Genomic DNA, 24871 nt, shown 5'->3' with positions numbered 1-24871 from the left:
CGGGGCGAGCGCCTCCGCGATGTCGGTGCAGATCCGCTCGAGGAAGGAGGCGGCATCCGGATGCGCGCAGTGGTCGAGCGCCGACATCCCGCTCGTCCCCGCATGCCAGGGGTTCAGCGCTTCGGCGCGGCGGCCTTCTTCTCCATCGTGGGCGCCGTGCCCGCCGCCTCCTGGGCCGCGAACCAGGCGCGGGCCTCGTCCTGGCGCTCGCGCTCGACGCCGCTCGCGACCGAGGCGCCGAGGTGGGCCTGCTCGAACTCGAACGCGTCGACGAGCGCCTGCGCGTGCGGTCGCAGCCGCGGCAGCAGCCGGTCGTCGATGTAGTCCGTGATCGCCTGGGCGCGCTGGCCGGAGATCCGGCCGTTGATGAGGTGCCACGCCGCGTGCTTCTCGATGAGCCCCAGGCCGAACAGGTCGCGCAGCCAGGTGAGCACCTTCCGGGTGCCCGGATGCGTGACGCGCGCGAGCCCGGCGGTGAACGCCTCCCACTCGAGCAGCTCCGCGTGCGCGTACGCCGCCTCGATGAGCTCGTTCTGGTTCGCGTTGAACAGGGCGGCGGCCTCGGTGGGAGAGAGCTTCGCGACGCCGCGCATGCGACCCGCGATGTCGCCGACCATCGTCTCGACCCGGTCGGTCAGCAGCGCGCGCTGCGCGGCCGCCGACTGCAGCCGTCCGATCGAGCGGGCCGTCGATCCCAGGTCGCCGATGCGCTGACCGAGCGCGCGGAGACCGGAGCGGTTGATCGCCACCTCACCCACCTGGGCGGCGACGAGTCCGGCGATGGCGGCGGCATCCGGCTTGGAGAAGCGGCGCGCGTAGTCGCTCAGCAACCGCTTCGCGACGAGCTGCAGGAGCACGTTGTTGTCGCCCTCGAACGTCACGTACACGTCGAGATCGGCTCGCAGCAGAGCGACGCGGTTCTCGGCCATGAAGCCCTGACCGCCCATCGCCTCGCGGGTCTCCTGCAGGATGTCGAGGGCCGCCCACGTCGAGAACGGCTTGAGCGAGGCCGCGAGGGTCTCGAGCTCCTGCCGGTCGGCGTCGGTGTCGTGGGCGCCCGAGAAGACGTCGTGGAACTTGGCCAGCAGCTCCTCGTGCGCGAACGACATCGCGTAGACGGTTGCGAGCCGCGGGAGCAGGCGGCGCTGGTGGCGCTGGTAGTCGAGGAGCGTGATCTCCTCGCCGTCGGCCGAGTCGGCGAACTGGCGGCGCTCGTTCGCGTAGCGGATCGCGATGGCCAGCGCCAGCTTGCTCGCCACCGTCGCCGAGCCGTCGAGCGAGACGCGGCCCTGCACGAGGGTGCCGATCATGGTGAAGAAGCGACGGCCGGGGCTGGCGATCGGCGAGCTGTAGGCGCCGTTCTCGTCGACATCCCCGTAGCGGTTGAGCAGGTTGGTGCGCGGCACCCGCACGCCGGAGAAGTGCAGACGCCCGTTGTCGATGCCGTTGAGGCCGCCCTTGAGGCCGTCGTCCTCACCGCCGATGCCCGGCAGGAACTCGGCGCCGTCGCGCAGCGGCACGTACAGCGCGTGGACGCCGTGGTTGACGCCCCGCACGATGAGCTGGGCGAAGACGACCGCGCCCTTCGCGTCGATCGCGGCGTTGCCGATGTAGTCCTTCCACGCCGCGCGGAACGGGGTGTCGATCACGAACTCGTCGGTCGCGGGATCGAAGGTCGCCGTCGTGGCGATGGAGGCGACGTCGGAGCCGTGCCCGGTCTCGGTCATCGCGAACGCGCCGGGGGTCGCGAGGCTCATCGCACCCGGCAGGAACGCGTCGTGGTGGCGCTCGGTGCCGAGGTGCATGATCGCGGCGCCGAACAGGCCCCACTGCACGCCCGCCTTGATCTGCAGCGACGGGTCGCCGATGAGGAACTCCTCGAACGAGGCGATGTTGCCGCCGTGGTCCTCCTCGCCGCCGAGGCGCTTCGGGAAGGCACGGTGCACGGCGCCGTGCTCGACGAGCAGCTCGAGCTGATGGAAGACGCGCTTGCGGTGCTCCGGCATCGGCAGCCCGGGCTCGCGCTGGAACTCCGGCCGCTTCACCAGGTCGCGCGAGTGGCGGCGGGCCGCGGCCCAGCGCCCCATGAGCAGCTCGCCGAGCTCCTCGACATCCACCTCGCCTGCGCCGCCCCCGGTCTCCACGCGATCGACCACGTCCGTCATGACATGCCTCCCGATGATCCTTCTCCGACGGTAGGTCGGCCGCCGCAGGGGGTCGAATTCGTGGTCCGACCCCACGAACCGGCCTCGGCGCCCGGTCCGGGCGGGATGGCGGAACCCTACAAATGACGGACGCCCCGCTTAGCGTGGCCGCATGAATGTGATCCTGATCCCCGGCTTCTGGTGGGATGCGTCGCTCTGGCGCGACATCGAGCCCGCGCTCCGCGATGCCGGCCACTCAGTGCGCTCCCTGACCCTCCCCGGCCTCGCCGCCGGCGACGACCCGACGGCGATCGGGATGGCGGACCAGATCGACGCGGTCGTGGCGGCCATCGACGCGGCCGGCTCGCCCGTCGTGCTCGTGGGCCACTCCGGCGGGGGTCCGATCGCGTGGGGCGCGGCGGACGCGCGTCCCGACCGCGTGAGCCGGGTGGTGTTCATCGACGCCTTCCCGCTGCCCGAGGGCGGCAGCATCAGCGACGAGTGGAAGGTCGTCGACGGCGTCATCCCCGTGCCCGACTGGAGCGACTTCGGCGAGGGCGACCTGCTCGACCTGACCGACGAGCTGCGCGCGGAGTTCCGGGAGCGCGCCCTGCCCGAGCCGGCACGGGTCGCGAGCGACGCGATCCACTACGGCGGCGACGCCGAGGTGCGGCACCGGATCCCGGCCACGCTAATCGCGACCGGATTCCCGGGCGACGACATCCGGGCCGCCATGGCCGGCGGTCACCCGTTCATGGCGGAGCTGAACGCGCTGAGCGATGCGCAGATCCGCGACCTGCGGACCGGCCACTGGCCGCAGCTCACGAAGCCCGCGGAGCTGACCGCCGAGCTGCTCGACGTACTCGGCTGAGCCTCAGAGCTCGCGGCCGGAGACCCCGAAGGTGTCGCACTGCACCCGGCCGCCGGTCTGCTCGTCGTAACCCTCGGAGAACCACCGGTCGCGCTGGGCGCTCGTGCCGTGCGTGAAGCTCTCGGGGTCGACCTGACCGCTGCCGAGAGTGGATTGGATGCGGTCGTCACCGACGGCGGCCGCGGCATTCAGCGCGTCGCTCACCTGGGCGGTGGTCGGCGGTTTGAGGAACGGCGTGCCGTGCTCGTCGGTGGTGTGCGACGCCCCCGCCACCCACGACCCGGCGAGACAGTCGGCCTGCAGCTCGAGACGGACGCTGTCGGACGTGGGGCCGGATGCGCGCAGATCGAGTCCGTCGGTGATCCCGGTGATGTTCTGGATGTGGTGGCCCCACTCGTGCGCGACCACGTACAGCTGCGCGAGCGGGCCGCCCGACGCGCCGAACCGGCTCCGGAGTTCGTCGTAGAACGCGGTATCGATGTAGACGGTCTCGTCGTTCGGGCAGTAGAAGGGCCCGACGTCCGCGGTCGCCGCGCCGCAACCGGTCGAGGTCGCACCGTCGAACAGGGCCAGCTGCGGCTGGGTGTACGTCGAGCCGAGGGTGTCGGCCCAGTAGGCGTCGAGCGAGGTCGCCGCGGCCTGCATCCGGCAATCCATGTCGTCATTGGCTTGGGCGCCGGTCGCGCACTGATTGAGCGCGGTCGCGCTCGAGTCGGGCACCGAGCCGGTCGTCGGCACGACGCCCGACAGGTCGACACCGAACAGCTGCGCGATGAGCACCACCGCGACGACCACGATGCCGCCGCCGCCGAGTCCGGCGCCGATCGCGACGTTGCGGCCCCGTCGGCTGACCCGTCCGCCCCGGATGTCGGCGTCGTCGTTGAACGTCATGGCGGGACGCTACTCCGCGGCTCGCCCGCCCCGGCCGCCTGCTCGGATGATCGCCAGCTCCGCCGCGCGGGGGCCCGTCGCCGGCTCAGAGGAACGGCTCGAGCAGACCCTCGAGCACGTGACGGGGCTTGGCACCGATGATCGTCTTGACGTCGCCGCCACGCTCGAAGACCTTGATGACCGGGAGGGCGAGCGCGCGGTAGCGCTCGACCGACTCCGGGTTCTCGTCGGCGTCGAGCGCGTACATGGTCAGGCGCGGATGCTCGGCGGCCAGCTGCTCCAGCAGCGGGCTGAGAGCGCGGCACGGCGGGCACCACGCCGCCCAGAAGTCGACGAGCACCGGCCCGTCGGCCTGCAGCACGAGCTCGTCGAAGGTCGCGTCGGTCACCTCGGGCAGGGCGGACGCATGCGCGGTCACGCGATCGCGTCCCGCGCCTCGGCCTCACGCAGCAACTCGGAGATCGTGTCGCGGCGGCGGCCGAGCTCCGTGATCCTCGTCTCGAGGTCGTCGACGACCGTCCGGTAGACGGCGAGCGGCGCAGCGCAGTCGTCGCCCTGCTCATGGCCCGAGATCAGGCACTCGACGAAGGGCTTCGCCTGCTCCGCCCGGATGCCGACGGCGCCGAGGGCCCGCACCTCCTTGACGAGGCGCACGTCGCGTTCGTCGTAATCGCGGTACCCGTTGGCCAAGCGCTGCGCCCCGAGCAGACCGACCTGCTCGTAGTAGCGCAGGGCCTTCGGGGTCGCGCCCGTCTGACGGGCCAGCTCGCCGATCCTCATGCCGCGACGCTAAACCCTGCCCCCGGGGTCAAGGTCAAGCACCCAGTTCCGCGTCGCGCGCCCGGCTCCCCGACGGCCCGCTACGCCGCCGGCTCCTCCGCGCCGACCACCTCGAGCACGCCCGCACCATACGACTCGAGCTTCTTCTCGCCGACGCCGCTGATCGTCGCGAGCTCGTCGCGGCTCGACGGGCGGGTGAGCGCGATACCGCGCAGGGTGGCGTCGCCGAAGACGATGTACGCGGGCACGCCGGCCTCGCGTGCCACGCCGGCGCGCCACTCGCGCAGCCGCTCGAACAGCGGACGCGCCTCGGCCGGCAACTCGGCGCCTGCCTTCTGCTTCGACGCGCGGGTCGGTCGGGGCGCCTCGCGTCGCAGCATCACCGTGCGGTCGCCCGACAAGACCGCCGAGGAGGCCTCCGTGATCACGAGGGTGCCGTAGCCGTCCGAGCCGACGGCGAGCAGACCCTGCGCGAGCAGTTGCCGCACGACGCCGCGCCACTCCTGGTCGCTCAGCTCCGTGCCGATCCCGTACGTCGTCAGCTCGTCGTGGCCGTGCTGGCGCACGCGGTCGGTCTCCTTGCCGAGAAGGATGTCGATGAGATGTCCGGCGCCGAAACGCTGGTGCCGCTCGCGCCACAGCCGCACGACCGTGGAGAGCAGCTTCTGGGCGGCGACCGTGCCATCCCACGACTCGGGCGGCGCGAGGCAGGTGTCGCAGTTGCCGCATGGCTCGCTCTGCTGCCCGAAGTAGCCGAGCAGCTGCTGGCGGCGGCACTGCACCGTCTCGCACAGCGCGAGCATCGCGTCGAGGTGCTGCGACTGCCGGCGCTTGTGGGCCTGGTCGCCGTCGCCCTCGTCGATCATCCGGCGCTGCTGCACGACATCCTGCAGGCCGTAGGCCAGCCACGCGGTCGACGGCAGGCCATCGCGGCCCGCGCGGCCGGTCTCCTGGTAGTAGCCCTCGACGCTCTTCGGCAGGTCGAGGTGGGCGACGAAGCGCACATCGGGCTTGTCGATGCCCATGCCGAACGCGATCGTCGCGACCATGACGATCCCGTCCTCGCGGAGGAAGCGGGACTGGTTGCGCGAGCGCGTCGCGGCGTCGAGGCCCGCATGGTAGGGCAGCGCCTCGATGCCCGCCGCGACGAGGGCGTCGGCCGTCTTCTCCACGCTCGCGCGCGAGAGGCAGTAGACGATGCCGGCGTCACCCGGATGCTCGGTGCGGATGAGCTGCAGCAGCTGGCCCAGCGGCTGGTTCTTGCTCTCGATCCGGTACTGGATGTTGGGCCGGTCGAAGCTCGCGACGAACTGCTCGGCGCCCTGCAGCTCGAGGCGCGAGACGATCTCCTGCCGCGTCTGCGCGGTGGCGGTCGCGGTGAGGGCGACGCGCGGGATCTGCGGCCACCGCTCGTGCAGCATCGACAGCTGCAGGTAGTCCGGACGGAAGTCGTGCCCCCATTGCGACACGCAATGCGCCTCGTCGATCGCGAACAGCGCGATGCCCGGCCCCGCGATCACCCGGTCGAGGAGGGTGCGCGTCGACTCGAGCGACAGGCGCTCCGGGGCGAGGTAGAGCAGGTCGAGGTCGCCGTCGAGGAGCGCCTGCTCGACCCGACGGCGCTGGTCGGCATCCTGCGTCGAGTTCAGGAAGGCGGCCCGCACGCCGACGGCCTCCAGTGCCGACACCTGGTCGTGCATGAGGGCGATGAGAGGCGAGACGACGACACCGGTGCCCGCACGCACGATCGCCGGGATCTGGTAGCACAGCGACTTGCCGCCACCGGTCGGCATGAGCACGAGCGCGTCGCCTCCGCCGATGACGCGCTCGACGATGGCCGCCTGCTCGCCGCGGAACGCGTCGTAGCCCCAGACCCGGTGCAGGGTCTCGAGCGCGGCGGGGCCGGCGGTGGCGGGAGCGGGGGTCATGGCCTCCAGGCTACGGTCCGCCGGCGACGGTTCGCCCGCGGGTCGACCCTCATGCGGGTGGCACCCCAAGACGTGATGCCGTGGAGGGATGGCGACGGGTTACGGTCGTCTCGGCTCGCTTCCCGTACGCCGCGTTCTTGCGCTCCGCGGTCCACAGCCTCCGACCCGGCCCCACCCGAAGGGGCCGGGTCTTCTGCTTTCGGCGCACCGGCGCCGTCCCACGTCGGGCAGAAACGGGTCCTTGTCGACGAGGCGCGCGGGAGCGTGGCCGGCTGCCCGACTTGGGCGCGCGAGCGTCGCTCGGGCCCCCGGACGCACGTCAGCGCCCGGCGAGCTCCGCGATGACGTCGTCACCCGGCACGACGGAGGTCCACTCGGCGTCGATCTCGGCGCGGGCGAGCAGCTCCTCGGTGCGGCGGCGGCGGTTGCGCGGCACGAGGGTCACGACGGTGCCCTCCTTGCCGGCGCGACCGGTACGCCCCGCGCGGTGCAGGTAGGCCTTGTACTCGTCGGGCGCGTCGGCCTGGATCACGAGCGCGATGTCGTCGACGTGGATGCCGCGGGCCGCCACATCGGTGGCGACCAGCACATCCACGCGGCCGCTCGTGAGCTTCTCGAGCGCGCGCGTGCGACGGGACTGGTTCAGGTCGCCGTGGATGCTCTCGGCGCGGATGCCGGCGTCGTCGAGCACGTCGGCGAGCTGCTCCGCGAACGCGCGGGTGCGCGCGAACACGAGCTTGCGGCCCGGGCCGGAGGCGAGCTCGATGAGCACCTGCTGCTTGTCGCGCTGCTCGAGCAGCAGCACCTGGTGGTCGATGGTCGAGCTGGCCTGGTCCTCGCCGGCCACCTCGAAGACGGCCGGGTCGACGAGGTAGCGGTCGACGATGTCGGCCACCCCTTGTCGAGCGTCGCCGAGAACAGCAGCTTCTGGCCCCCGGCGCGGTGAGGTCGAGGATCTCCTGCACCGGCTCGGCGAAGCCCAGCTCGCACATGTGGTCGGCTTCGTCGAGCACGGTGATGACGGTCTTGGAGAGGTCGAGCTTGCCCTGCGCGGCGAGGTCGCCGACGCGGCCGGGCGTGCCGATCACGATGTCGACGCCGCGTTGCAGCGCGCCGAGCTGGCGCGCGTACGGCACTCCGCCGTAGATCTGCGTGGTGAAGAGGCCGACGCTGCGCGCGATCGGCTGCACGGTGCGGTCGATCTGCAGCGCGAGCTCGCGGGTCGGCGCGAGGATCAGCGCGCGGGGTGCGCGACCGAACTCGCGGCGGGCGCCGGGGCGGTCCGCGTTCAGCTGAAGGAGGCGCTCGACGAGCGGGGCGCCGAACGCGATGGTCTTGCCGGAGCCGGTGCGACCGCGGCCGAGCACGTCGCGACCGGCGAGCACGTCGGGGATCGTCGCAGCCTGGATCGGGAACGGCTCGGTCGCGCCGAGCTCGTTGACGGCGCGGACGATGTTCTGGCCGAGGCCCAGGTCTTCGAAACCGAGGCCCTCGACCGCGGTGGCCTCGACGGCCTGCGCGGTCAGTCGCTCGAGGACGACGTCCTCGGGGAATGGGTTGGGGAGGCGGCACGGTCCTCATGGTCGCGGCGCGGTGCCGGACGGTCGTCGTACGAGCGACGCGGCGCGCGGTCGTCGTACGAGCGACGCTCTCCGCGCGCGGGGCGCTCATCGGAGCCGCGGCGGGCCGGACGGTCGTCATAGGAGCGGGCCGGGCGGTCGCTGCGGGCCGGACGGTCGTCATACGAACGGGCCGGGCGCTCGCTGCGGGCGGGGCGATCGTCGTACGAGCGCGCGGGGCGCTCAGTACGGGCGGGACGGTCGTCATAGGAACGCGCCGGACGCTCACTGCGGGCCGGACGATCGTCGTACGAGCGCGCCGGGCGCTCAGTACGGGCGGGACGGTCATCGTACGAACGCACCGGACGGTCGCTGCGGGCGGGACGGTCGTCGCGGGCCGGCCGGGCATCCCGGTCGAACGGCGGACGGGCGGAGCGGCGCCGCTCCTCGGGAGCGCGCTCCGGGCGGAACTTCGCGTCCTTGCCGCGGGGCTCCCACATGGGGCGGCCGTCCTCGGCGCGTTGCGGGCGACCGGGCCGGCGCTCGGCGGGGGCGGCACCGCCGCGCGGACGCTCGGTGGGAAGTCCTCGGGCGGAGCGCTTCTCGGAGCTCCAGCGCGGCTTCTTGGAGGAGGACGCGCCACTCGAGGCACGGGTGTTCTTGGGCATGGTCGATGTCATTTCGGATTCGCACTGCAAGGAACCCGAGCGAACGATGGTCGGGCCGTGGATGGACGGCCCGCACGACCTACAAGAAGAACGTGACGCGGACGCAGCCGCATGGTCGAGAGCCGACTGACCCACGATACACGATCGGATGAGCTGGATTCAGGCATCACGATTAGGCTCCCGCCGTGCCGACCCGACCGCTGCTCGTGACGGTCGTCGGCGTCCTCGCCGCGGCGACCCTCCTCGCGGGGTGCGCGACGGGCACCACGCCGAACGTCGAGATCACCCCCAGGACGCAGGTCAACAACCCGGCGCTGGCCACCCTGCCCGACATCGCGGTGATCTCGGATCTGGCCTACACGACCGACGCCGGGCAGCCCCAGCGTCTCGACGTGTGCATCCCGCCGCGCGACGTGGAGCGGCGCGACGCGGGGCCGCATCCGGCGATCATCGAGGTGCACGGCGGCAGCTGGGCGCGCGGCGACAAGGCCGACCTGGGCTATCGCGCGGTGTGCCAATGGCTCGCGTCGGCCGGCTACCCGACGTTCGACCTGAACTACCGGCTGGCGCCGCAGTTCCCGTTCCCCGCGGGGTTCGACGATGTACAGGCCGCAGTCCGCTGGATGCGCGAGCCCGCGCAGGTCGCGCGCTTCGACATCGATCCGGATCGCATCGGTACGTTCGGCGGATCGGCCGGCGGCAACCTGGTCTCCTCCTCGGCACGACCGGCAGCGGCGCCTGGGCCTCCGGCTCGCGCGTCGCGGCGGTGGTCGAGATGTCGGGCCCCGCCGACCTCTCCGGCGTCGACGTCACACCCGATTTCCTGCCGGCCCAGCTGAGCTACCTGGGCTGCACGAGCGAGGCCGACTGCCCCGCCGCGATCCGCGCCTCGCCGGTCGAACAGGTCGACACGAGCGATCCGCCCTTCTTCATCACGCACTCCAGCGAGGAGAGCAAGATCCCTCTCGCGCAGTCCAAGGCCTTCGTCGCGAAGCTCCGGCACGCCGGCGTCGACACGACGTTCGTCGTCGTGCAGGGGCGGGCGCACTCGATCGCCATGCTGAACGACGATCTCAAGAACCGGATCGTCGCCTTCTACCACCGCACGCTCGGCGCCCAGCCGGTGGGCGTGCTCAACTGACCGTTACATCCCCCGCGCCCCGCCCCGCCTTGCTTCGTCCCGCCCATGGCCCCGCCCCGCGGTCCCGCCCCCGGCCCCGCCTCACGACGCCCCCCGCGGTCCCGCCCCCGGCCCCGCCTCACGACGCCCCCCGCGGTCGCGCCCGCGGTCCCGCGTCCCCGTGGCTCACGCGGCTTCCGTCGAAAGTTCAGGAGGGCAGCGGCGCGGCGCGCCCGCGTGGGCACGGATCGCCGCGCGGCTCCTGAACTTTTGACCATGGGGCCGACACGAGGACGACCTCGAGCCGGCAGGGGGCCGAGACGAGAGCCGGCAGGGGCCGAGACGAGCGCCGACGTGGGGTTGGCGGCCGGGGCGCAGGGGCGCTACGCGCTCGGAAGCTCCTGCACGACATCCGGATGCTGCTCCCGCCGCGCCCGGCGGCGGTTCAGCCCGGCGCGCACCAGGTAGACGAACGCGGCCGCGACCAGCGCCGCGGCGCCGACCTCGGCGAGCAGCAGCGCCCCGCGGAATCCGCGTGACGTCAGCCCGAGCCCCCACGCCGTGCGGGCGAGCACGGCGAGCACGACGCCGGCCGCGAGCACCACGAGGCCGGCGATCGCGACGATGCGTGTGGCGATCGACCGCCGCAGCGGCGGGTACTGCCCGCGCCGCTCGCGCGCGCCCTCGACGAGCACGTAGAGCGACGGCAGCACGATGAGCGTCAGGAGCGTCGACGACACGAGACCGCCGATCACGACGATCGCGAGCGGCTGCGAGATGAACCCGCCGTGCCCGGTGAGTCCGATCGCCATCGGCAGCAGCGCGAAGATCGTCGCGAGTGCGGTCATGAGGATCGGCCGCAGTCGCCGGGCGGCGCCGTGCACGACGGCATCCTGTACGTCCATCCCGCGCCGGCGGTACTGGTTGACGAGGTCGATGAGCACGATGGCGTTCGTGACGACGATGCCGATGAGCATGAGCACGCCGATGAGCGACGCGGCGCCGAGCGGGATGCCGGAGAGGTACTGCAGCACGATCGCGCCGGTCGCGGCGAACGGCACCGACGCGAGCAGCAGCAGCGGCTGCCGCAGGCTGCGGAAGGTCGCGACCATCACCGTGTAGACGATGAGGATGGCCGCGAGCAGCGCGAGCCCGAGCTGGCTGAACGCGTTCGCCTGGTCCTGGGTCGCGCCCCCGAGCGACGCGGTCGTGCCCGAGGGCAGCTTCACCTTGTCGACGGCCTTCTGCACCTCGGCCGACGCGGTGCCGAGGTCCGCGGTCTTCGGGGTGACGGTGACGGTCGCGGTGCGCTGACCGCGCTCGGTGCTGATCGACGCCGGACCGTTCACCTGCTCCACCGTGGCGAGGTCGCCGAGCGCCACCGGCCCGGCCGCGGTGGGCACCTCGAACGCCTTCAGGGCGTCGATCGTGGTCGGCGCCTTCGGGTCGGTGATGTAGATGTTCAGCGTGCGGTCGTCGAGTTCGACGGAGCCCACCGACGTCGGCAGCATCGCCTGCGACACGAGCCGGCCGACCGCGACCTCGCTGAGGCCGACCTTCGCGGCCTGGGCGCGATCCACCTTGATGGCGAGGTAGGGCTGGGTGGCGGAGAGATCGCTCGTCACCTGCGCGGCCTGCGGGAGCTTCGTCAGCCTGGCCAGGATGTCGTCCGCCGCCGTCTGCAGATCGCGCGCGCTCGAGGACTGCACGTCGACCTCGATGTCGGTGCCGCCGAATCCACCGCTCCCGCTGGAGAGGTCGACCTCGCCGACGCCGTTCAGCTTCTTGACGGCGGAACGCACGTCGGACTGGATGCGGTCCTGGTCCTTCGACGGATCCGTCGTGATCGAGAACGTCACCCCGCCCCCGCGCCCGAACGCCGCGGCGATCCCGCCGCCGCTCGAGCCGATCGAGGTCTGCACCGTCGTCACGCCGTCGACGCCCCGGAGCGCCTTCTCGACCTTCGTGGCCGCCGTGTCGCTGGCCTCGAGGCTCGTCGACGGCGGCAGCGTCTCGGTGACGGTGAGGGTGTTCTGGCCGCTCGACCCGATGAAGTTGGTCGTCAGCAACCCGCCGAGCGCGGCCGAGCCGACCAGGACGACGACCGCCAGCACGACCGTCACCCAGCGGAAGCGGGTGGTCCACCGGATGATCGGCAGGTACCCGCGCTGCAGTGCGGTCGGGCGGTCGAGCTCGTCCGCGGCCCGCGCACCGCCGTCGTCGGTCGGCCGGCCTCCGGACTCGCCCGCCGCGGCATCGTGCCTGTGCGGATGAGCGCGCGGCGACTCCTTCAGGAACCAGAACGCGAGCACGGGCACGATCGTCAGGGCCACGAACAGCGAGGCGAGCAGAGCGATCGTGACGGTGAGCGCGAACGGGCGGAACAGCTCGCCGGTGATGTCACCGACCAGCGCGATCGGCAGGAACACGGCGACGGTCGTGACCGTGGATGCCGTGACCGCCACCGCGACCTCGCGCACCGCGGTCGTGATGGCCGTCAGCTTCTCCTCGCCGAGCGTGAGATGCCGCTTGATGTTCTCGATGACGACGATGGAGTCGTCGACGACGCGGCCGACCGCGATGGTGATCGCGCCGAGCGTCAGCACGTTGAGCGTGTAGCCGACGCCCCACATGACGACGAATGCGATCAGGAGCGAGACCGGGATCGAGATCGCCGTCACGATCGTCGAGCGGAAGGAGAGGAGGAACAGCAGGATCACGATGACCGCGAAGAGCAGGCCGAGCGCCCCCTCCTCGGCGAGCGAGTTGATCGACTGCTCGATGTACGGCGCCTGGTCGAAGACGACCGTGAACTTCGTGTGCGACCCGAGGTCCTTCTCGAGCTTCGGGATCTCGGCGTTCACCGCGCGCGAGACGTCGACGGTGTTGCCCGCCGGGGTCTTCGAGATCGAGACGGTGAGCGCGGCTTTGCCGTTGACGCGCGAGATGCCTGCGACCGGATTCGGCACCGTCTTCACGGTGGCCACGTCGCCGATGGTCGGCACGGCGGTGCCGGGCGCGACCCGCGCGCCGACGAGCGGCAGCGCCGCGAGCTGGTCGGTGGAGGCGATGCGCTGACCCGCCTGCACGTCGAGGGTCTTGTCACCGGAGGTGATCGAGCCGGAGGCGAGCAGGATGCCGTTCTGCTGCAGCGCCGATGTGATCGCCTGGGTGCTGAGCCCGGCCTGCGCGAGCTTCACCGTGTCGGGCGTGATGGTGATCCGCTGCCCGCGGTCGCCGAGCACGCTCGCCGCGCGCACGCCCTCGAGCTGCTGCAGGTCGGTGACAGCGGAATCCTGCAGCCGGGATGCCAGCGTCGCCGGGTCGAGGTCGCTCGTCACCGCGAGCTGGATGACGGGCAGATCGCTGATGCTGAACGCGATGACCTGCGGCGTCACCCCGTCGGGCAGCCGGGACTGCAGGCGGTCGACCGCGAGCTGCACCTTCTGCTCGGCGGTCGTGAGGTTCGTGCCGTAGACGAACGCGGCGGTCACGGTCGACTGGCCGGAGCGCGAGGAGGAGTGCGTGGAGTCGAGCCCCTCGACGCCCTGGATCGCGTCCTCGATCGGGGTCGACACGTCGTTCTCGACGACCTGTGGACTCGCGCCCTGGTAGCTGGAGATGACGGTGATCTGCGGCAGCGAGAGCGACGGGAAGAGCTCCTGCTTGAGCTGCCCGAGGGCGACCGCGCCGAACACGGCCACGACGATCGTGAGCAGGGCGATGAGCGCGCGGTTGCGGAGGCTGAAGACGGACAGCAGGTGCACGGGGAGTTCTCCTCGGTGGGGGGTCCGTCATCAATTCTGCTGAAGCGGCCGCGGGGCACCGTACTCCCCGTGGATGAAAGGACGCCCGTCCCTCCACCTCCGGGTGGAGGCGGGGGTGGATCTCGCGGACTCAGGGGTGCAGGCGTGCCGGCTTGGTGATCCGGTCGACCGCGTTGCGCGGTCCGTGGATGCCGGCACCCACGAGGTCGAGGTCGGCTGCGGCGACCGCGGCGACCGCCTCGCGATTGGCCGCGTCGTGCCCCGTCGAGAACAGCTGCGCCGTGTAGACGGCGACGCGCATCCCGCGTTCCACGGCCCGCGCGCGGGCCGTGGCGATCGTCGCGGCGTCCGCGGAGAAGACCAGGATCGGCTGGCGCAGCATCGGCAGGTAGGTCGTGCCGTCGGCGTCGCGATAGGGCTCGCCGATCAGCTCGGGATCGCTCGCGATGCCGCTCGCGAGGAACGCGGTCACGTTGAGCTCCTGCCAGGCGGGCAGATCGTCGCGCACCAGGATCGCGACCTTCGTGTCGAAGCGCATCTCGTCCATGGCGCCCATCGTCCCGGTGCGCGTCCCGCGACGTCTTGTACGTTTCGAGCATGCGGGAGCGGGAGCGGGTGCGAGCGTGGCGACCGGCGGTGCCCGGCATCCACGAGGTGCTGCATGCCGAGTTCCACGAGCACGCCTATCCGCTGCACACCCACGCCGAGTGGTCGCTGCTGCTGATCGACGCGGGCGAGGTGGCGTACCGGCTCGAGGGGCGGGCTCGCCGGGCGCCGACGGCGACGCTCACGATCCTGCCGCCCGGGGTGCCGCACGACGGACGCTCGGCGGGAGCAGGCGGGTTCCGCAAGCGCGTCGCCTACGTGGAGGCGGGCTGGCTCGACGACGACCTCGTGGAGCGCAGCGTCGACGCGCCGCTGCTGGCGCACCCCGCGCTCGCCGGCGCCGCCGCCCGCATGCACCGCGCGCTGGAGGCCGGCGGCGACGGGCTGCGCGCGGAGAGCGAGCTGCTCGCGATCCGCGGTGTGGTGCTGCGCGACCTCGGCGGCCGGCGGATGCGCGAGCGGCGCGACGACCCGCTCGCCGCGCGGTTGCGCGCGCTGCTCGACGCGCGGCTGACCGGGGCTCCCACGCTCGCCGACGCCGCTCGGGAACTCGAGGCGAGCGCCTCGCGACTCGTGCGGGCCTTCACCGCGGCGTACGGCATCCCGCCGCACCGCTATCTCACCGGGCGACGCGTCGACGCTGCCCGCCACCTGCTGCTGCGCGGCACGCCGCCCGCCGAGGTCGCGGCCGCCGTCGGGTTCTACGACCAGGCGCACCTGACGCGGCACTTCGCGCGCACGCTCGGGGTCACGCCGGCGCGCTTCCAGCAGGCCGCGTAGCCGGGCCGGCCGCGTACCTCAGACCACCGCCGCGAGATCCTCGACCCCGATGTCGAGCGGATGCCGCGTCACACCCGACCAGGCGGCGGCCAGCCCGCCGACCGCGTCGTCGAGCACCTGCGACGGGAAGCTGAACGGCACGCGCAGGAACCGCTCGAACACGCCGTCGATCCCGAACCGCGGGCCGGCCGCGATCACGACGCCCTCGGACCGCGCGGCGAGCGCGAGCTGCGAGCTGATCGGCGCGCCGAGCTCGACCCAGAGCGTCAGGCCGCCCGCCGGGTTCGGCGCGTGCCAATCCGGGATCCGGTCGGCGAGCAGCAGCCGCAGGTGGTCGCGTCCGGTGCGCAGCAGCTCGCGGCGCTCGAGCAGGATGCGGTCGTAGTCCGGCAGCAGCTCGTTGACGATGAGCTGCTCCAGGATCGGCGTGCCCAGGTCGCTGCCGAACCGCGCGCGCGCGAACCGCTGGATGAGGTCGCGGTCGGCGCGGATCCACCCGATCCGCAGCCCGCCCCAGAGCGTCTTCCCGACCGACCCGACCGTGACCACGCCGTCACTCGCGGCGTGCACGCCGAAGGGCACGACCGGCTGCCCGGGCTCCAGGTCGAACCCGAGCTCGCCCATCGTCTCGTCGACGATGAGGGTCGTGCCCTGGCGTGCGGCGATCGCGACGAGCTTCTCGCGCAGCTCCGGGCTCATCGAGCGGCCCGTCGGGTTGTGGTAGTCGGGCTGGAGGTAGGCGAGCGCGGGACTCGTGCGCTGCAGCACCTGCTCGAGCGCCGCGGCATCCCAGCCGTCGTCGGTGGTGACCGCGACGGGTTCGAGACGTCCGCCGGCCTGTCGGAGCGCCTCCATCGCGTGCGGGTAGGTCGGCGATTCGACGAGCACCCGGTCGCCGCGGCCGAGGATCGTGCGGGCGATGAGCGCGATCGCCGCTTGCGCGCCGTTTGTGACCAGGATCTCGTCGGGGTCGGTGGGGAGGCCGCGCGCGGTGAAGCGGTCGGCGAGGGCGCGGCGCAGCATCCGCTGACCCACGACGTCGAACCCGGAGTCGCCGAGGAACGACGGCAGGAGCGCGGCCGCCCGCACGGCGGCGTCGGCGACCTGCGGTACCGGGGGAGCGTGGCCTTGCTCAGGTCGATCATGTCGGTCTCGAGCGGCGGCGCCTCGGCCTCTGCTCGCGACGGCAGCCGCACGACGCTGCCCGAGCCCCGGATGCTGTCGAGGTATCCGGTGTCGCGCAGCTGTGCGTAGGCGGCAGTGACGGTGGTGCGGCTGAGGGAGAGGTGGGATGCCAGTTCCCGCTCCGCCGGAAGCCGCGCCCCCAGCGCGAGGCGGCCGTCGAGCACGAGCAGCCGCACCCGGTCGGCGAGCGCGAGGTACGCGGGCCCGCCGGTGCGCCAGCTGCCGAGGGACGCGGCCAGTTGGCGGGCGGTGAGGGTCGTCATCAGGCCACCGTACCGCGATTGGCCCTTTGTAACCAGTCCAATCGCTGGGTTGGATGGTCATGTGGCCCTCTCCATCGCGTTCCCCACCCGGGGCGACCGCCCCGCCATCCGGGCGCGGCGGTTCACCCAACTGCTGAGCGGACTCGTGCTCTACGGCATCGCGATCTCCCTCGAGGTGCGCGCGGGCATCGGGCTCTCGCCGTGGGACGTCCTGGCACAGGGCGTCTCGAATCGCACGGGGATCGCGTTTGGGCTGGTCACGAACCTGGTCGGGGCGCTGGTGCTGCTGTTCTGGATCCCGCTGCGTCAGCGTCCCGGCCTCGGCACCGTGCTCAATGTGCTCGTCATCGGGCCGAGCGCCCAGCTCGGGCTGTGGATCGTGCCCCAGCAGACCGAGCCCGTGGTGCAGGGCCTCGTCTTCGCGGCCGGACTGCTGCTGCTCGCGTTCGCGACCGGCCTCTACATCGGCGCCCGCATGGGCCGGGCCCGCGTGACGGGCTGATGACCGGACTGCGTGCCCGGACCTCGTGGCCGATCTGGGCGATCCGGACCGGTCTCGAGGGCTCCGTGCTCGTGATCGGCTGGCTGCTCGGCGGCCAGGTCGGGCTCGGCACGGTCGCGTTCGTCGTCTTCGTCGGACCGCTCGTGCACGTCGCCATGCCGCTGCTGCGGGTGCCCGGCGGCGAGCCGGAGAAGCCCGCCGCGCGCGCGCGCGCCCGTTCGTGCTGAGCGCGTGGAGCCCCGCCGGGCTGCTCGCCGGCGGTCGGAACGCGAACCGCGACGATGCGCGCGGCTATGCCGACCTGCGCGCGATCGCGCAGAGGGACGAGCGCTAGCAACTCGTCCCCCGGCGCGCCCTACAGGTTCGCCTGGGCGAACGCGTGCATCGCGTCGCGCACGAAGGTCGCGCCCTCGACGCCGCCGTAGTGCCGGCCGAACCGCGGGTCTGCGACGTACATGTCGCCGAGACCCATGAAGTAGGCCTTCGTCGGCCGGCCGTCCGCGGTCTGCGGGGTGCCGGGCATCCCGCTCAGCCAGTCGTACTGACGCTGCGCGAGCGCCTGGGCAACGCCGGAGTCCGGGGTCGCCCCGCTCTCCCACGCCTCGATCCAGTCGGACTGCAGCAGCGCGACCCGCGCCTTCCACGCCGCGCGCTCGTCGGCCGACAGGCCGCGCCACCACGCGTCGCTCTTCGCGTACGCCTCGGCGCCCCAGCGCTCGGTGACCTCCGCCTCGTACTGCGTGTGGTCGAATCCGTCGAACATCGTCTCCGCCATGATCTGTTCACCTCCTTCCATTCCTCGGATGGTGCGCTCGACGCTCGCGATCTGCCGCCCGATCCGCGCCTGCTCGTCGTGCAGCCACCGCAGGTGGTCGCCGAGGGCGTGCGCGTCGTCGGTCTGGCCCGCGAGCACCTCGGCGACGCCTGCGATGCCGAGGCCGAGCTCGCGCAGCAGCAGTACGCGCTGCAGCCGCACGAGCGCGTCGGCGTCGTAGTAGCGGTATCCGTTGGCGCCCACCCGGCTCGGTTGGACGAGCCCCACGTCGCCGTAGTGGCGAAGGGTGCGGCTCGTCGTGCCGGCCAGGCGGGCGACCTCCTGGATGCTCCACTCCCCCGTCGTGCGCTCCACACCCCGACGCTACAACTTGACGCAGCGTCAACCTCAACCCCCGGCACCCGCTCGCGAATGACCACGATTTGCAGGTCCGAGTGACACGGGCCTGCCAAATTCGGTCATTCGCGGGCGACGGGTTGCGTCAGGCGGAGGACGCGATATATCTTGAGTGGGACGAGACGCGATATATCGCGAAAGGAGGGCCGTGATGGCTCAGGACAAGTGGCTCCTCGAGGGGCCGAAGACCATCGACGTCGAGGGCATCCGCCGCCTCAAGGTGGGCCTCATCCGCGGTCAGGTCGACATCATCGGGCACGACGAACCCGGCACCCGCGTCGAGGTGCACTCGGTCAGCGGCCGCGACCTCAAGGTCGCCGTCACCGGCGACACCCTCGAGATCGACCACCCGCAGATCCGGTGGGACAACTGGATCGAGGCCTTCAAATCGTTTCGTGGGACAGCGAGTGCGGATGTGAGCATCATGGTGCCGCGCGAGGTCGCCCTGCGGCTCGGCGTCGTCTCCGCGACGGCGCTCGTGAGCGGCCTCCACGAGGACGCGTCGATCAGCACGGTGAGCGGCGACGTCACCGCCGACGGCGTCAACGGCGACCTGCAGGTCAACGCGGTCAGCGGCGAGATCGCCGTGCGCAACCACTACGGCAAGGTCGCGGTGCACACCGTCAGCGGCGACGTGACGGTCGCGGGCGAGGTGCTCGGGTTCACGTGCGACGGCGTGAGCGGCGAGGTCATGCTCGATCTCACCGGCACTCCCGACGAGGTGAAGGTCAACACGGTGAGCGGCGACACGACCCTGCGCCTGGATGCCGACGTGCCCGCCGCCTACACGATCAGCACCGTCAGCGGCCGGCTGCAACTCGACGCGACCCAGATCACCGGGGTGCGCGGGCGGTGGACCGGCAAGTTCGGCGAGCTCGACCGGCGCTGGCTCGACTTCCGGGTCAACTCCGTGAGCGGCAACGTCAGCGTGCTGCACGCGGTGCGCGCCACGGCATCGGCATGAGCCCGGCGGTCTTCGCGCACGGCCACCTCCGGCTGTACCTGCTCAGCCTCCTCGGCGAGCGCTCGATGCACGGCTATGAGCTGATCCAGGCCCTGGCCGACCGCTTCGGCGGCACGTACGTGCCGAGCGCCGGCACCATCTACCCCCGCCTGGCCAAGCTCGAGGAGGAGGGGCTGGTGACCAAGACCGCCGACGGCCGCAAGACCGTCTACGCGATCACGGATGCGGGCCGGGCCGAGCTCGCCGGACGCGAGAGCGACCTCGACGGCATCGAGAGCGAGCTCACCGACTCGGTGCGCCGGCTCGCCGATGAGGTGCGCTCGTCGGTCGACGACGCGATGCGCTCCTTCGCGCGGACCTCGCGGCCGCCGCCCGCGAGGCGCGCGGCGAGGCGAAGGCGGAGCGGGTCGAGCGGGTCGACGACGCCCGGATGCGATCCCGCGGCCGGCTGCACGAGGCCGAGTCGGCGGTCAACGAGTTCCGGTTCGAGCTGCGCTCGGAGCTGCGGCAGCTGGCCGCCGAGGGGCGGCTCGAATCCTCCGTCGTCGACCTGCTGCGCACGGGACTCACGTCCCTGCGACGCGAAGTGATCGGCGCCGCGCGCAACGGTTCCTGAACGGATGCATATACCCGCCTGAGTGCGCCGCGGCCGGGTGCGCGCGAGTGTACGCTGGCCACCCGTGACTGACGAGCGGTCGACCGATGCGTCGACGGCGGGCGACCAACCGGAGCGCCGCGCGAAGCGCTGGCTGATCGGCGAGCCGCTCCCCTCGGACAAGCTCGAGGGGCAGCTCCTGCCCAAGCACCTCGCGCTGCCCATCTTCTCCAGCGATGCGCTCTCCTCCGTGGCCTACGCGCCGCAGGAGATGATGCTCGTGCTCCTCGGCGGCGGGCTCGCGTTCCTCGCGTTCACGCCCTGGGTCGCGGCCGTCGTCGTCGTGCTGCTGCTCGTCGTCGTGCTCTCCTACCGTCTGCTGATCAAGGCGTACCCGTCGGGCGGCGGCGACTACGAGGTGGCGAGCAAGAACCTCGGCGAGAAGGCCGGGCTGGTCGTGGCCGCAGGCCTGCTCGTCGACTACATCATGACCGTCGCCGTCTCGGTCGCGTCGGGCGTCGACAACATCATCTCGGCCTTCCCGGTGCTCAACCCGTTCCGCGTGGAGCTCGCGGTCGGTTTCATCGTCGTGCTCGCCGCCGTCAACCTGCGCGGCGTGCGCGAGTCGAGCAAGGCGTTCGCGCTGCCGACCTACCTCTTCATCGCGAGCATCGGCGTGATGGTGGTCACCGCGCTCGTGCGCACGGCGCTCGGCGACGCGCCCGTCGCCGAGAGCGCCCACTACGCGGTCAAGGCCACCCAGGACGTCACGCAGGCCGGGTTCGTGCTCCTGCTGCTGCGCGCGTTCTCGACCGGATGCTCCGCCCTCACCGGCGTGGAGGCGATCTCGAACGGCGTCCAGGCCTTCCGCCGTCCGAAGATCCAGAACGCCCAGCGCACGCTCGTGCTCATGGGGTCGGCGGCGATTCTCATGTTCATCGGGCTCGTCGCGATCGGGCTCATCGCGAAGGTGCATTACGCCGCCGATCCCTGCAAGGAGTTGGTCGGCTTCGCCTGTAATGCGGGGCCGCAGCGCAGCATGATCGCGCAGCTGGCCTCGAGCACGTTCGGCGACAACTCGATCCTGTTCTTCTGCGTGCAGGCGTTCACGGCTCTGGTGCTGCTGCTCGCGGCCAACACCGCCTTCAACGGGTTCCCGCTGCTCGGCTCCGTGCTCGCGACCGACCGCTACGCCCCCAAGTCGCTCGCCACCCGCGGCGACCGCCTCATCTTCTCGAACGGCGTCATCGCGCTCGCGCTGGCCGCGGCGATCATCGAGGTGATCTTCCGGGCCGACGTCACCGCGCTCATCCAGCTGTACATCATCGGCGTCTTCGTCTCGTTCACCCTCGGGCAGACCGGCATGGTGCGGCACTGGCGCCGGCTCATCCGCGAGACGCCCGACGGTCGGGGCCTGCACCGCGCCTACATGGTGGTCAACACGATCGGCGCGCTCATGAGCTTCTCGGTGCTCGTCGTCGTGACGATCACGAAGTTCACGCAGGGCGCGTGGATCGTGTTCGCGATCATGCCGGTCCTGTTCGTGCTCATGCTCGGGGTGAACCGCTACTACCGCGACGTGAGCAAAGAGGTGGAGGCCGACGCCACCACGACGTTCGGCGCCACCGGCGACCACGCGATCGTGCTCGTCGGCCGGATGCAGAAGCCCGTGCTGAAGGCGCTCGACTACGCGATCGCCGCGCGGCACGACTCGATCGAGGCGATCCACGTGTCGATCGACGACGTCGCGTCGGAGGAGCTCGAGCGGGAGTGGGAGGCGCACAACATCAAGGTGCCGCTGCGCATCCTCGACTCGCCGTACCGCGATATCAGCCTGCCGCTGATCAAGTACATCAAGCACCGGCGGGAGGAGCACGGCTCCGAGGTCGTCACCGTGTACACGCCGCAGTACATCGTGGGCCACTGGTGGGAATCGATGCTGCACAACCACGCGGCCCGACGCATCCGGCACAAGCTCATGCTCGTGCACGGCGTCGTGCTCGCCCTGGTGCCGTGGCTCCTCGACTCGTCCGACATGATCTACGGTCGCCGCTCGCGCCCGCTGCCCGGTCAGGATCGCCGCGGCGAGCCGCTGCGCCCGGTGATGCGCCGGCCGATGCCGCCGGCCGCCACACCGACGGGACGCAAGCAGGCCGCCCGTCAGAAGGCCGTGCAGGATCAGGCCGTGCGCGCGAAGGCGGCACCGCCCGCGGCCGACAAGCCCGCGGCGAAGGGTGCCTCCGCCGGCGCCGGCACGCGTTGATGCCGATTCTGGCCGTCCTGCTGGGCGGGATCATCGGCACCGGGCTGCGACTCGGGCTCGACGCGCTCATCCCGCACGGCGACGCGCAGTTCCCGCTCTCGACGCTCGTGATCAACATCGTCGGGTCCTTCCTGCTGGCCCTGCTCGTCGCCCGGATCTGGCCGATCGCGGCCACCTGGCTGAAGGCCGGGCTCGGCACCGGGCTGCTCGGCTCCTTCACGACCTTCTCGGCGTTCGCGGTGTCGCTCGTGACCCTCACGCGCTCGGGCGCCGGCTGGCTCGCGGTCGTGTACCTGGTGCTCTCCGTCGCCCTGGGGCTCGCGGCGGCGTTCCTCGGGCTGCGCTTCGGCCGCCGACCCGAGCCGATCGAGGCCGACGAGTGATGGTCGTCATCGCCGCGCTCGGAGCCGGCGCGATCGGCGCGCTGCTGCGCTACGGCGCGACGCACCTGACCGGGATGCCGCGCCGCCGGCTCCCGTGGGCCGTCTTCGTCGTCAACGCGGTGGGCTGCGCGATCGGGGGCGTGGTGCTGGGGCTGTCGGACGCGCACCTGATCGGCGGCGACATCCGGCTCATCGTGCTCGGCGGTCTGGCGGGCGGGCTCACCACGTTCAGCACCTGGAGCACCGAGACGGTGCAGCTCGCGATGGCGAACCGGTGGCGCACCGTGCTGCTGAGCGTCGCGGCGAACCTGGTCGTCGGGGTCGCGGCGGTGGTCGTCGCCGACCTCGTCACGGTCGCCGTCGCCGGTTGAGCGGCCCCTACTCCTTCACCGCCCCCGTGCTCTGGTTGACGATCCGGCGCTGGAAGATGAAGAACACGATCGCGACCGGGATCGTCATGATGGCTCCCGCGGCGAGCTTGAGCGGGTACTGGGTGCCCTGACTCAGCTGCCCGTTCGAGAGCATCGCGACGCCCTTGGTCAGCGTGGTGAGCGACGGATCCTGGGTCGAGATGATGAAGTGCTCGAGCTCGTTCCACGATCCCTGGAAGCTCAGGATGATGATCGTGATGAGCGCGGGCATCGCCATCGGCAGCACGACCGACCAGAAGATGCGGAAGGTGCCGGCGCCGTCGATGCGGGCCTGCTCCTCCACCGAGACCGGGATCGACTCGAAGAAGTTCTTCATGATGAAGACGCCGGCCGCGTCGGTCAGCAGCGGCAGGATCATGCCGGTGTAGCTGTCGTAGATGCCGAGCTGGTTGATCACGAGGAACTTCGGCAGCATGAGCACGACGTTCGGCACCGCCATTACCGCGACGACGAGCGCGAACACGACGTTGCGCCCGCGGAACCGCAGCCGCGAGAGCGCGTATCCGGCGAGAGAGTCGAAGAAGACCCGACCCGCCGTGACGAGCAGCGTCACGATGAGCGAGTTCTTGAACCAGACCGGGAAGTCGGAGTTGAGGAACAGCTTCTCGTAGGCGGCGGTCGTCCACACCTGAGGGATGAGCGAGAGCGGGTGGGCCGCGGCATCCGGCTCCGTCTTGAACGACGTCGCCACGTCGATGAGGAACGGGAAGATGTACAACACCGCGATCGCCACGAGAATCACGTAGACCACGGCCTGGCCGGCGATGCGCCCCGGGGTCCAGTGCTCGCGGGTGCGCAGCGGGCGGGCGGGCCGGGTCGCGCCGCCGACCAGCGCCGCGCCCTCCGCGAGCTCGGTCGGCGTCGTCACGGTCATCGTGCCGCCCCCGTCCCGGAGCGCGCGGCCGTGCGCTGGTAGTCGGTGATCCACCGCATCCGCCGCTTCGACACCGCCCGCTCGGCGAGCACCCACCGCTGGATGAGCGTGAAGATGATGATAATGGCGAACAGGATGAAGGCGATCGCCGCGCCCTGTCCCCACTGGTTGCCCTCGAACGCCGCCTGGTACGAGAGGTAGGCCGGCGTCAGCGTCGTCTTCGACGGCGCCCCGCGGGTGCCGGTGTAGATCTGGTCGAACACCTGCCAGCAGCCGATGAGGCCCAGCGTGATGACCGTGAACAGGGTCGGCTTGAGCTGGGGAAGCGTGACGCGGAAGAAGCGCTGCCTGCCGTTCGCGCCGTCGACCATCGCGGCCTCCTCGACGTCGCCCGACAGGTTCTGCAGCGCGGCGAGGAACAGCAGCATGAAGGTGCCGCTCGTCGTGAACACGGCGAGCAGCACGAAGGCGAACATCGCGACGCTCGGGCCGCCGATCCAGTCCCACCAGCTCACGCCGAGGATCGTGTGGCCGGTCAGGAAGCGCGGGCCGCTCTGCGCGCCGAAGTGGAAGATGCCATCCGGGTCGTTGAACCAGTTCGGCCCCTTCACGCCGAACCAGCCGATGACCGCATTGATCGCGCCGCTCGTGGAGAACAGGAAGAGCCACAGCACCGTGATCGCCACCGAGCTCGTGACCGACGGGAAGTAGTACGCCGTGCGAAACGCCCCGCGCAGCCTGAGCAGGCGGCGGTTGACCATCGTCGCCAGGAACAGCGCGACGATCGTCTGCGTCGGCACGACCAGCAGCACGTACCAGAGGTTGTTGCGCAGGGCGACGCCGAAGTCCTGCTCGGCCAGGCCGCCCGCCCAGAGCACCTGCCCGTAGTTCTGCGCGCCGATGAAGTGCACGTCACCGGAGATGGGGCTGCCCCGCCCGGTCCAGTCCGAGACGCTCACCCAGAGCGCCATGAGCACCGGCACGAGCAGGAACAGCCCCAGGATGACGAGGACGGGAGCGGTGAACAGCCAGCCCGCGGCCGCCTGCCCGCGCGTGATCCCACGACCGGAGCGCCCGCGGCTCCGGCGCGTCGGCATGGTCGCAGCGGTCATGTCCGCCCTCCCGA

At 71.6% G+C, this 24871-nt stretch carries 22 protein-coding genes and 2 pseudogenes; 11 read left to right on the top strand and 13 right to left on the bottom strand.

The window, feature by feature from the left end; all coding sequences use genetic code 11:
• Positions 1 to 113: 113 nt before the first annotated feature.
• Positions 114 to 2165 (bottom strand): acyl-CoA dehydrogenase family protein, encoded by a 2052-nt coding sequence (locus QQK35_RS10540; protein WP_284254118.1) that lies wholly within the window; start codon positions 2163 to 2165, stop codon positions 114 to 116.
• Between the two features lie 151 nt (positions 2166 to 2316).
• Here QQK35_RS10540 and QQK35_RS10535 point away from each other — a divergent pair, with 151 nt between their 5' ends.
• Complete coding sequence (locus QQK35_RS10535) at positions 2317 to 3015, top strand: alpha/beta fold hydrolase (RefSeq protein ID WP_284254117.1); 699 nt, start codon at positions 2317 to 2319, stop codon at positions 3013 to 3015.
• Positions 3016 to 3018: 3 nt separating this feature from the next.
• On the opposite strand, the gene ypfJ is transcribed toward QQK35_RS10535, so the two are convergent.
• From ypfJ to QQK35_RS10510, 5 genes and pseudogenes are all read right to left on the bottom strand, one after another.
• The gene (ypfJ, locus tag QQK35_RS10530) at positions 3019 to 3906 is read right to left on the bottom strand and encodes a KPN_02809 family neutral zinc metallopeptidase (RefSeq protein WP_284254116.1); all 888 of its coding nucleotides are present in this window, start codon (positions 3904 to 3906) and stop codon (positions 3019 to 3021) included.
• Positions 3907 to 3991: 85 nt separating this feature from the next.
• Complete coding sequence (locus QQK35_RS10525) at positions 3992 to 4324, bottom strand: thioredoxin family protein (RefSeq protein WP_284254115.1); 333 nt, start codon at positions 4322 to 4324, stop codon at positions 3992 to 3994.
• Complete coding sequence (locus QQK35_RS10520) at positions 4321 to 4686, bottom strand: MerR family transcriptional regulator (RefSeq protein ID WP_284254114.1); 366 nt, start codon at positions 4684 to 4686, stop codon at positions 4321 to 4323. The genes QQK35_RS10525 and QQK35_RS10520 overlap by 4 nt, the downstream gene beginning before the upstream one ends.
• Before the next feature lie 80 nt (positions 4687 to 4766).
• Entirely contained in the window at positions 4767 to 6614 is a 1848-nt protein-coding gene (gene recQ, locus QQK35_RS10515) for a DNA helicase RecQ (protein ID WP_284254113.1), read from the bottom strand.
• A gap of 319 nt (positions 6615 to 6933) precedes the next feature.
• A pseudogene (locus tag QQK35_RS10510) lies at positions 6934 to 8853 on the bottom strand (DEAD/DEAH box helicase).
• A gap of 173 nt (positions 8854 to 9026) precedes the next feature.
• Here QQK35_RS10510 and QQK35_RS10505 point away from each other — a divergent pair.
• Together QQK35_RS10505 and QQK35_RS10500 are read left to right on the top strand one after the other, a co-directional pair.
• Positions 9027 to 9680: an alpha/beta hydrolase gene (locus QQK35_RS10505; protein ID WP_284254112.1), complete on the top strand. Its 654-nt coding sequence runs from the start codon at positions 9027 to 9029 to the stop codon at positions 9678 to 9680.
• A complete protein-coding gene (locus QQK35_RS10500) occupies positions 9617 to 9982 on the top strand; it encodes an alpha/beta hydrolase family protein (RefSeq protein WP_284254111.1) in 366 nt (121 codons plus the stop codon). The genes QQK35_RS10505 and QQK35_RS10500 overlap by 64 nt, the downstream gene beginning before the upstream one ends.
• A gap of 362 nt (positions 9983 to 10344) precedes the next feature.
• Here QQK35_RS10500 and QQK35_RS10495 read toward each other — a convergent pair whose 3' ends face one another.
• A complete protein-coding gene (locus QQK35_RS10495) occupies positions 10345 to 13728 on the bottom strand; it encodes an efflux RND transporter permease subunit (RefSeq protein WP_284254110.1) in 3384 nt (1127 codons plus the stop codon).
• Between the two features lie 130 nt (positions 13729 to 13858).
• Positions 13859 to 14275, bottom strand: coding sequence for a DUF2000 family protein (locus tag QQK35_RS10490; protein WP_284254109.1), 417 nt, complete (start codon positions 14273 to 14275; stop codon positions 13859 to 13861).
• Between the two features lie 50 nt (positions 14276 to 14325).
• On the opposite strand from QQK35_RS10490, the gene QQK35_RS10485 reads away from it, so the two are divergent.
• Positions 14326 to 15114 (top strand): helix-turn-helix transcriptional regulator, encoded by a 789-nt coding sequence (locus QQK35_RS10485; protein WP_284254107.1) that lies wholly within the window; start codon positions 14326 to 14328, stop codon positions 15112 to 15114.
• A gap of 18 nt (positions 15115 to 15132) precedes the next feature.
• Here QQK35_RS10485 and QQK35_RS10480 read toward each other — a convergent pair whose 3' ends face one another.
• Together QQK35_RS10480 and QQK35_RS10475 are read right to left on the bottom strand one after the other, a co-directional pair.
• Positions 15133 to 16203 (bottom strand): aminotransferase-like domain-containing protein, encoded by a 1071-nt coding sequence (locus tag QQK35_RS10480; protein WP_284254105.1) that lies wholly within the window; start codon positions 16201 to 16203, stop codon positions 15133 to 15135.
• A 164-nt stretch (positions 16204 to 16367) separates the two neighbouring features.
• A pseudogene (locus tag QQK35_RS10475) lies at positions 16368 to 16562 on the bottom strand (GntR family transcriptional regulator); the annotation flags it as partial.
• Positions 16563 to 16623: 61 nt separating this feature from the next.
• Between QQK35_RS10475 and QQK35_RS10470 the strand changes: the two are divergent.
• Together QQK35_RS10470 and QQK35_RS10465 are read left to right on the top strand one after the other, a co-directional pair.
• Positions 16624 to 17064, top strand: coding sequence for a YczE/YyaS/YitT family protein (locus tag QQK35_RS10470; RefSeq protein ID WP_284254104.1), 441 nt, complete (start codon positions 16624 to 16626; stop codon positions 17062 to 17064).
• A complete protein-coding gene (locus QQK35_RS10465) occupies positions 17064 to 17291 on the top strand; it encodes a hypothetical protein (protein WP_284254103.1) in 228 nt (75 codons plus the stop codon). Before QQK35_RS10470 ends, QQK35_RS10465 begins: the two co-directional genes overlap by 1 nt.
• Positions 17292 to 17419: 128 nt before the next feature.
• Here the strand turns inward: QQK35_RS10465 and QQK35_RS10460 are convergent, their stop codons facing one another.
• Positions 17420 to 18193, bottom strand: coding sequence for a MerR family transcriptional regulator (locus QQK35_RS10460; protein ID WP_284254102.1), 774 nt, complete (start codon positions 18191 to 18193; stop codon positions 17420 to 17422).
• 193 nt (positions 18194 to 18386) lie between these two features.
• Here QQK35_RS10460 and QQK35_RS10455 point away from each other — a divergent pair, with 193 nt between their 5' ends.
• The 5 genes from QQK35_RS10455 (at position 18387) to QQK35_RS10435 (ending at position 22811) form a co-directional block, all read left to right on the top strand.
• On the top strand, positions 18387 to 19199 hold the full coding sequence (locus QQK35_RS10455; protein ID WP_284254101.1) for a DUF4097 family beta strand repeat-containing protein: 813 nt from the start codon (positions 18387 to 18389) through the stop codon (positions 19197 to 19199).
• Positions 19196 to 19789: a PadR family transcriptional regulator gene (locus QQK35_RS10450; protein ID WP_431311806.1), complete on the top strand. Its 594-nt coding sequence runs from the start codon at positions 19196 to 19198 to the stop codon at positions 19787 to 19789. The genes QQK35_RS10455 and QQK35_RS10450 overlap by 4 nt, the downstream gene beginning before the upstream one ends.
• 90 nt (positions 19790 to 19879) lie before the next feature.
• A complete protein-coding gene (locus QQK35_RS10445; RefSeq protein WP_425564938.1) occupies positions 19880 to 22057 on the top strand; it encodes an APC family permease in 2178 nt (725 codons plus the stop codon).
• Positions 22057 to 22440: a fluoride efflux transporter FluC gene (locus tag QQK35_RS10440; RefSeq protein ID WP_284254100.1), complete on the top strand. Its 384-nt coding sequence runs from the start codon at positions 22057 to 22059 to the stop codon at positions 22438 to 22440. The genes QQK35_RS10445 and QQK35_RS10440 overlap by 1 nt, the downstream gene beginning before the upstream one ends.
• A complete protein-coding gene (locus QQK35_RS10435) occupies positions 22440 to 22811 on the top strand; it encodes a FluC/FEX family fluoride channel (RefSeq protein WP_284254099.1) in 372 nt (123 codons plus the stop codon). Before QQK35_RS10440 ends, QQK35_RS10435 begins: the two co-directional genes overlap by 1 nt.
• Positions 22812 to 22818: 7 nt before the next feature.
• Here the strand turns inward: QQK35_RS10435 and QQK35_RS10430 are convergent, their stop codons facing one another.
• Together QQK35_RS10430 and QQK35_RS10425 are read right to left on the bottom strand one after the other, a co-directional pair.
• Entirely contained in the window at positions 22819 to 23745 is a 927-nt protein-coding gene (locus QQK35_RS10430; protein ID WP_425564937.1) for a carbohydrate ABC transporter permease, read from the bottom strand.
• Positions 23742 to 24857 (bottom strand): carbohydrate ABC transporter permease, encoded by a 1116-nt coding sequence (locus tag QQK35_RS10425; protein WP_284254098.1) that lies wholly within the window; start codon positions 24855 to 24857, stop codon positions 23742 to 23744. The genes QQK35_RS10430 and QQK35_RS10425 overlap by 4 nt, the downstream gene beginning before the upstream one ends.
• Positions 24858 to 24871 lie beyond the last annotated feature (14 nt).

The organism is Pseudolysinimonas kribbensis, from assembly GCF_030161895.1.
Classification (GTDB): Bacteria; Actinomycetota; Actinomycetes; order Actinomycetales; family Microbacteriaceae; genus Pseudolysinimonas; species Pseudolysinimonas kribbensis.
Note: the sequence above shows the minus strand (reverse complement) of the source record. Positions and strands in the feature narration are given on the sequence as shown.

Bases quoted from the DNA above. Each gene is read 5' to 3' on its own strand.
- QQK35_RS10540 (WP_284254118.1), bottom strand. From the start codon at position 2,165: ATGACGGACGTGGTCGATCGCGTGGAGACCGGGGGCGGCGCAGGCGAG.
- QQK35_RS10485 (WP_284254107.1), top strand. From the start codon at position 14,326: ATGCGGGAGCGGGAGCGGGTGCGAGCGTGGCGACCGGCGGTGCCCGGC.
- QQK35_RS10435 (WP_284254099.1), top strand. From the start codon at position 22,440: ATGGTCGTCATCGCCGCGCTCGGAGCCGGCGCGATCGGCGCGCTGCTG.
- ypfJ (WP_284254116.1), bottom strand. From the start codon at position 3,906: ATGACGTTCAACGACGACGCCGACATCCGGGGCGGACGGGTCAGCCGA.
- recQ (WP_284254113.1), bottom strand. From the start codon at position 6,614: ATGACCCCCGCTCCCGCCACCGCCGGCCCCGCCGCGCTCGAGACCCTG.
- QQK35_RS10520 (WP_284254114.1), bottom strand. From the start codon at position 4,686: ATGAGGATCGGCGAGCTGGCCCGTCAGACGGGCGCGACCCCGAAGGCC.
- QQK35_RS10465 (WP_284254103.1), top strand. From the start codon at position 17,064: ATGACCGGACTGCGTGCCCGGACCTCGTGGCCGATCTGGGCGATCCGG.
- QQK35_RS10500 (WP_284254111.1), top strand. From the start codon at position 9,617: ATGTCGGGCCCCGCCGACCTCTCCGGCGTCGACGTCACACCCGATTTC.
- QQK35_RS10425 (WP_284254098.1), bottom strand. From the start codon at position 24,857: ATGACCGCTGCGACCATGCCGACGCGCCGGAGCCGCGGGCGCTCCGGT.
- QQK35_RS10535 (WP_284254117.1), top strand. From the start codon at position 2,317: ATGAATGTGATCCTGATCCCCGGCTTCTGGTGGGATGCGTCGCTCTGG.
- QQK35_RS10440 (WP_284254100.1), top strand. From the start codon at position 22,057: ATGCCGATTCTGGCCGTCCTGCTGGGCGGGATCATCGGCACCGGGCTG.
- QQK35_RS10430 (WP_425564937.1), bottom strand. From the start codon at position 23,745: ATGACCGTGACGACGCCGACCGAGCTCGCGGAGGGCGCGGCGCTGGTC.
- QQK35_RS10450 (WP_431311806.1), top strand. From the start codon at position 19,196: ATGAGCCCGGCGGTCTTCGCGCACGGCCACCTCCGGCTGTACCTGCTC.
- QQK35_RS10455 (WP_284254101.1), top strand. From the start codon at position 18,387: ATGGCTCAGGACAAGTGGCTCCTCGAGGGGCCGAAGACCATCGACGTC.
- QQK35_RS10490 (WP_284254109.1), bottom strand. From the start codon at position 14,275: ATGGACGAGATGCGCTTCGACACGAAGGTCGCGATCCTGGTGCGCGAC.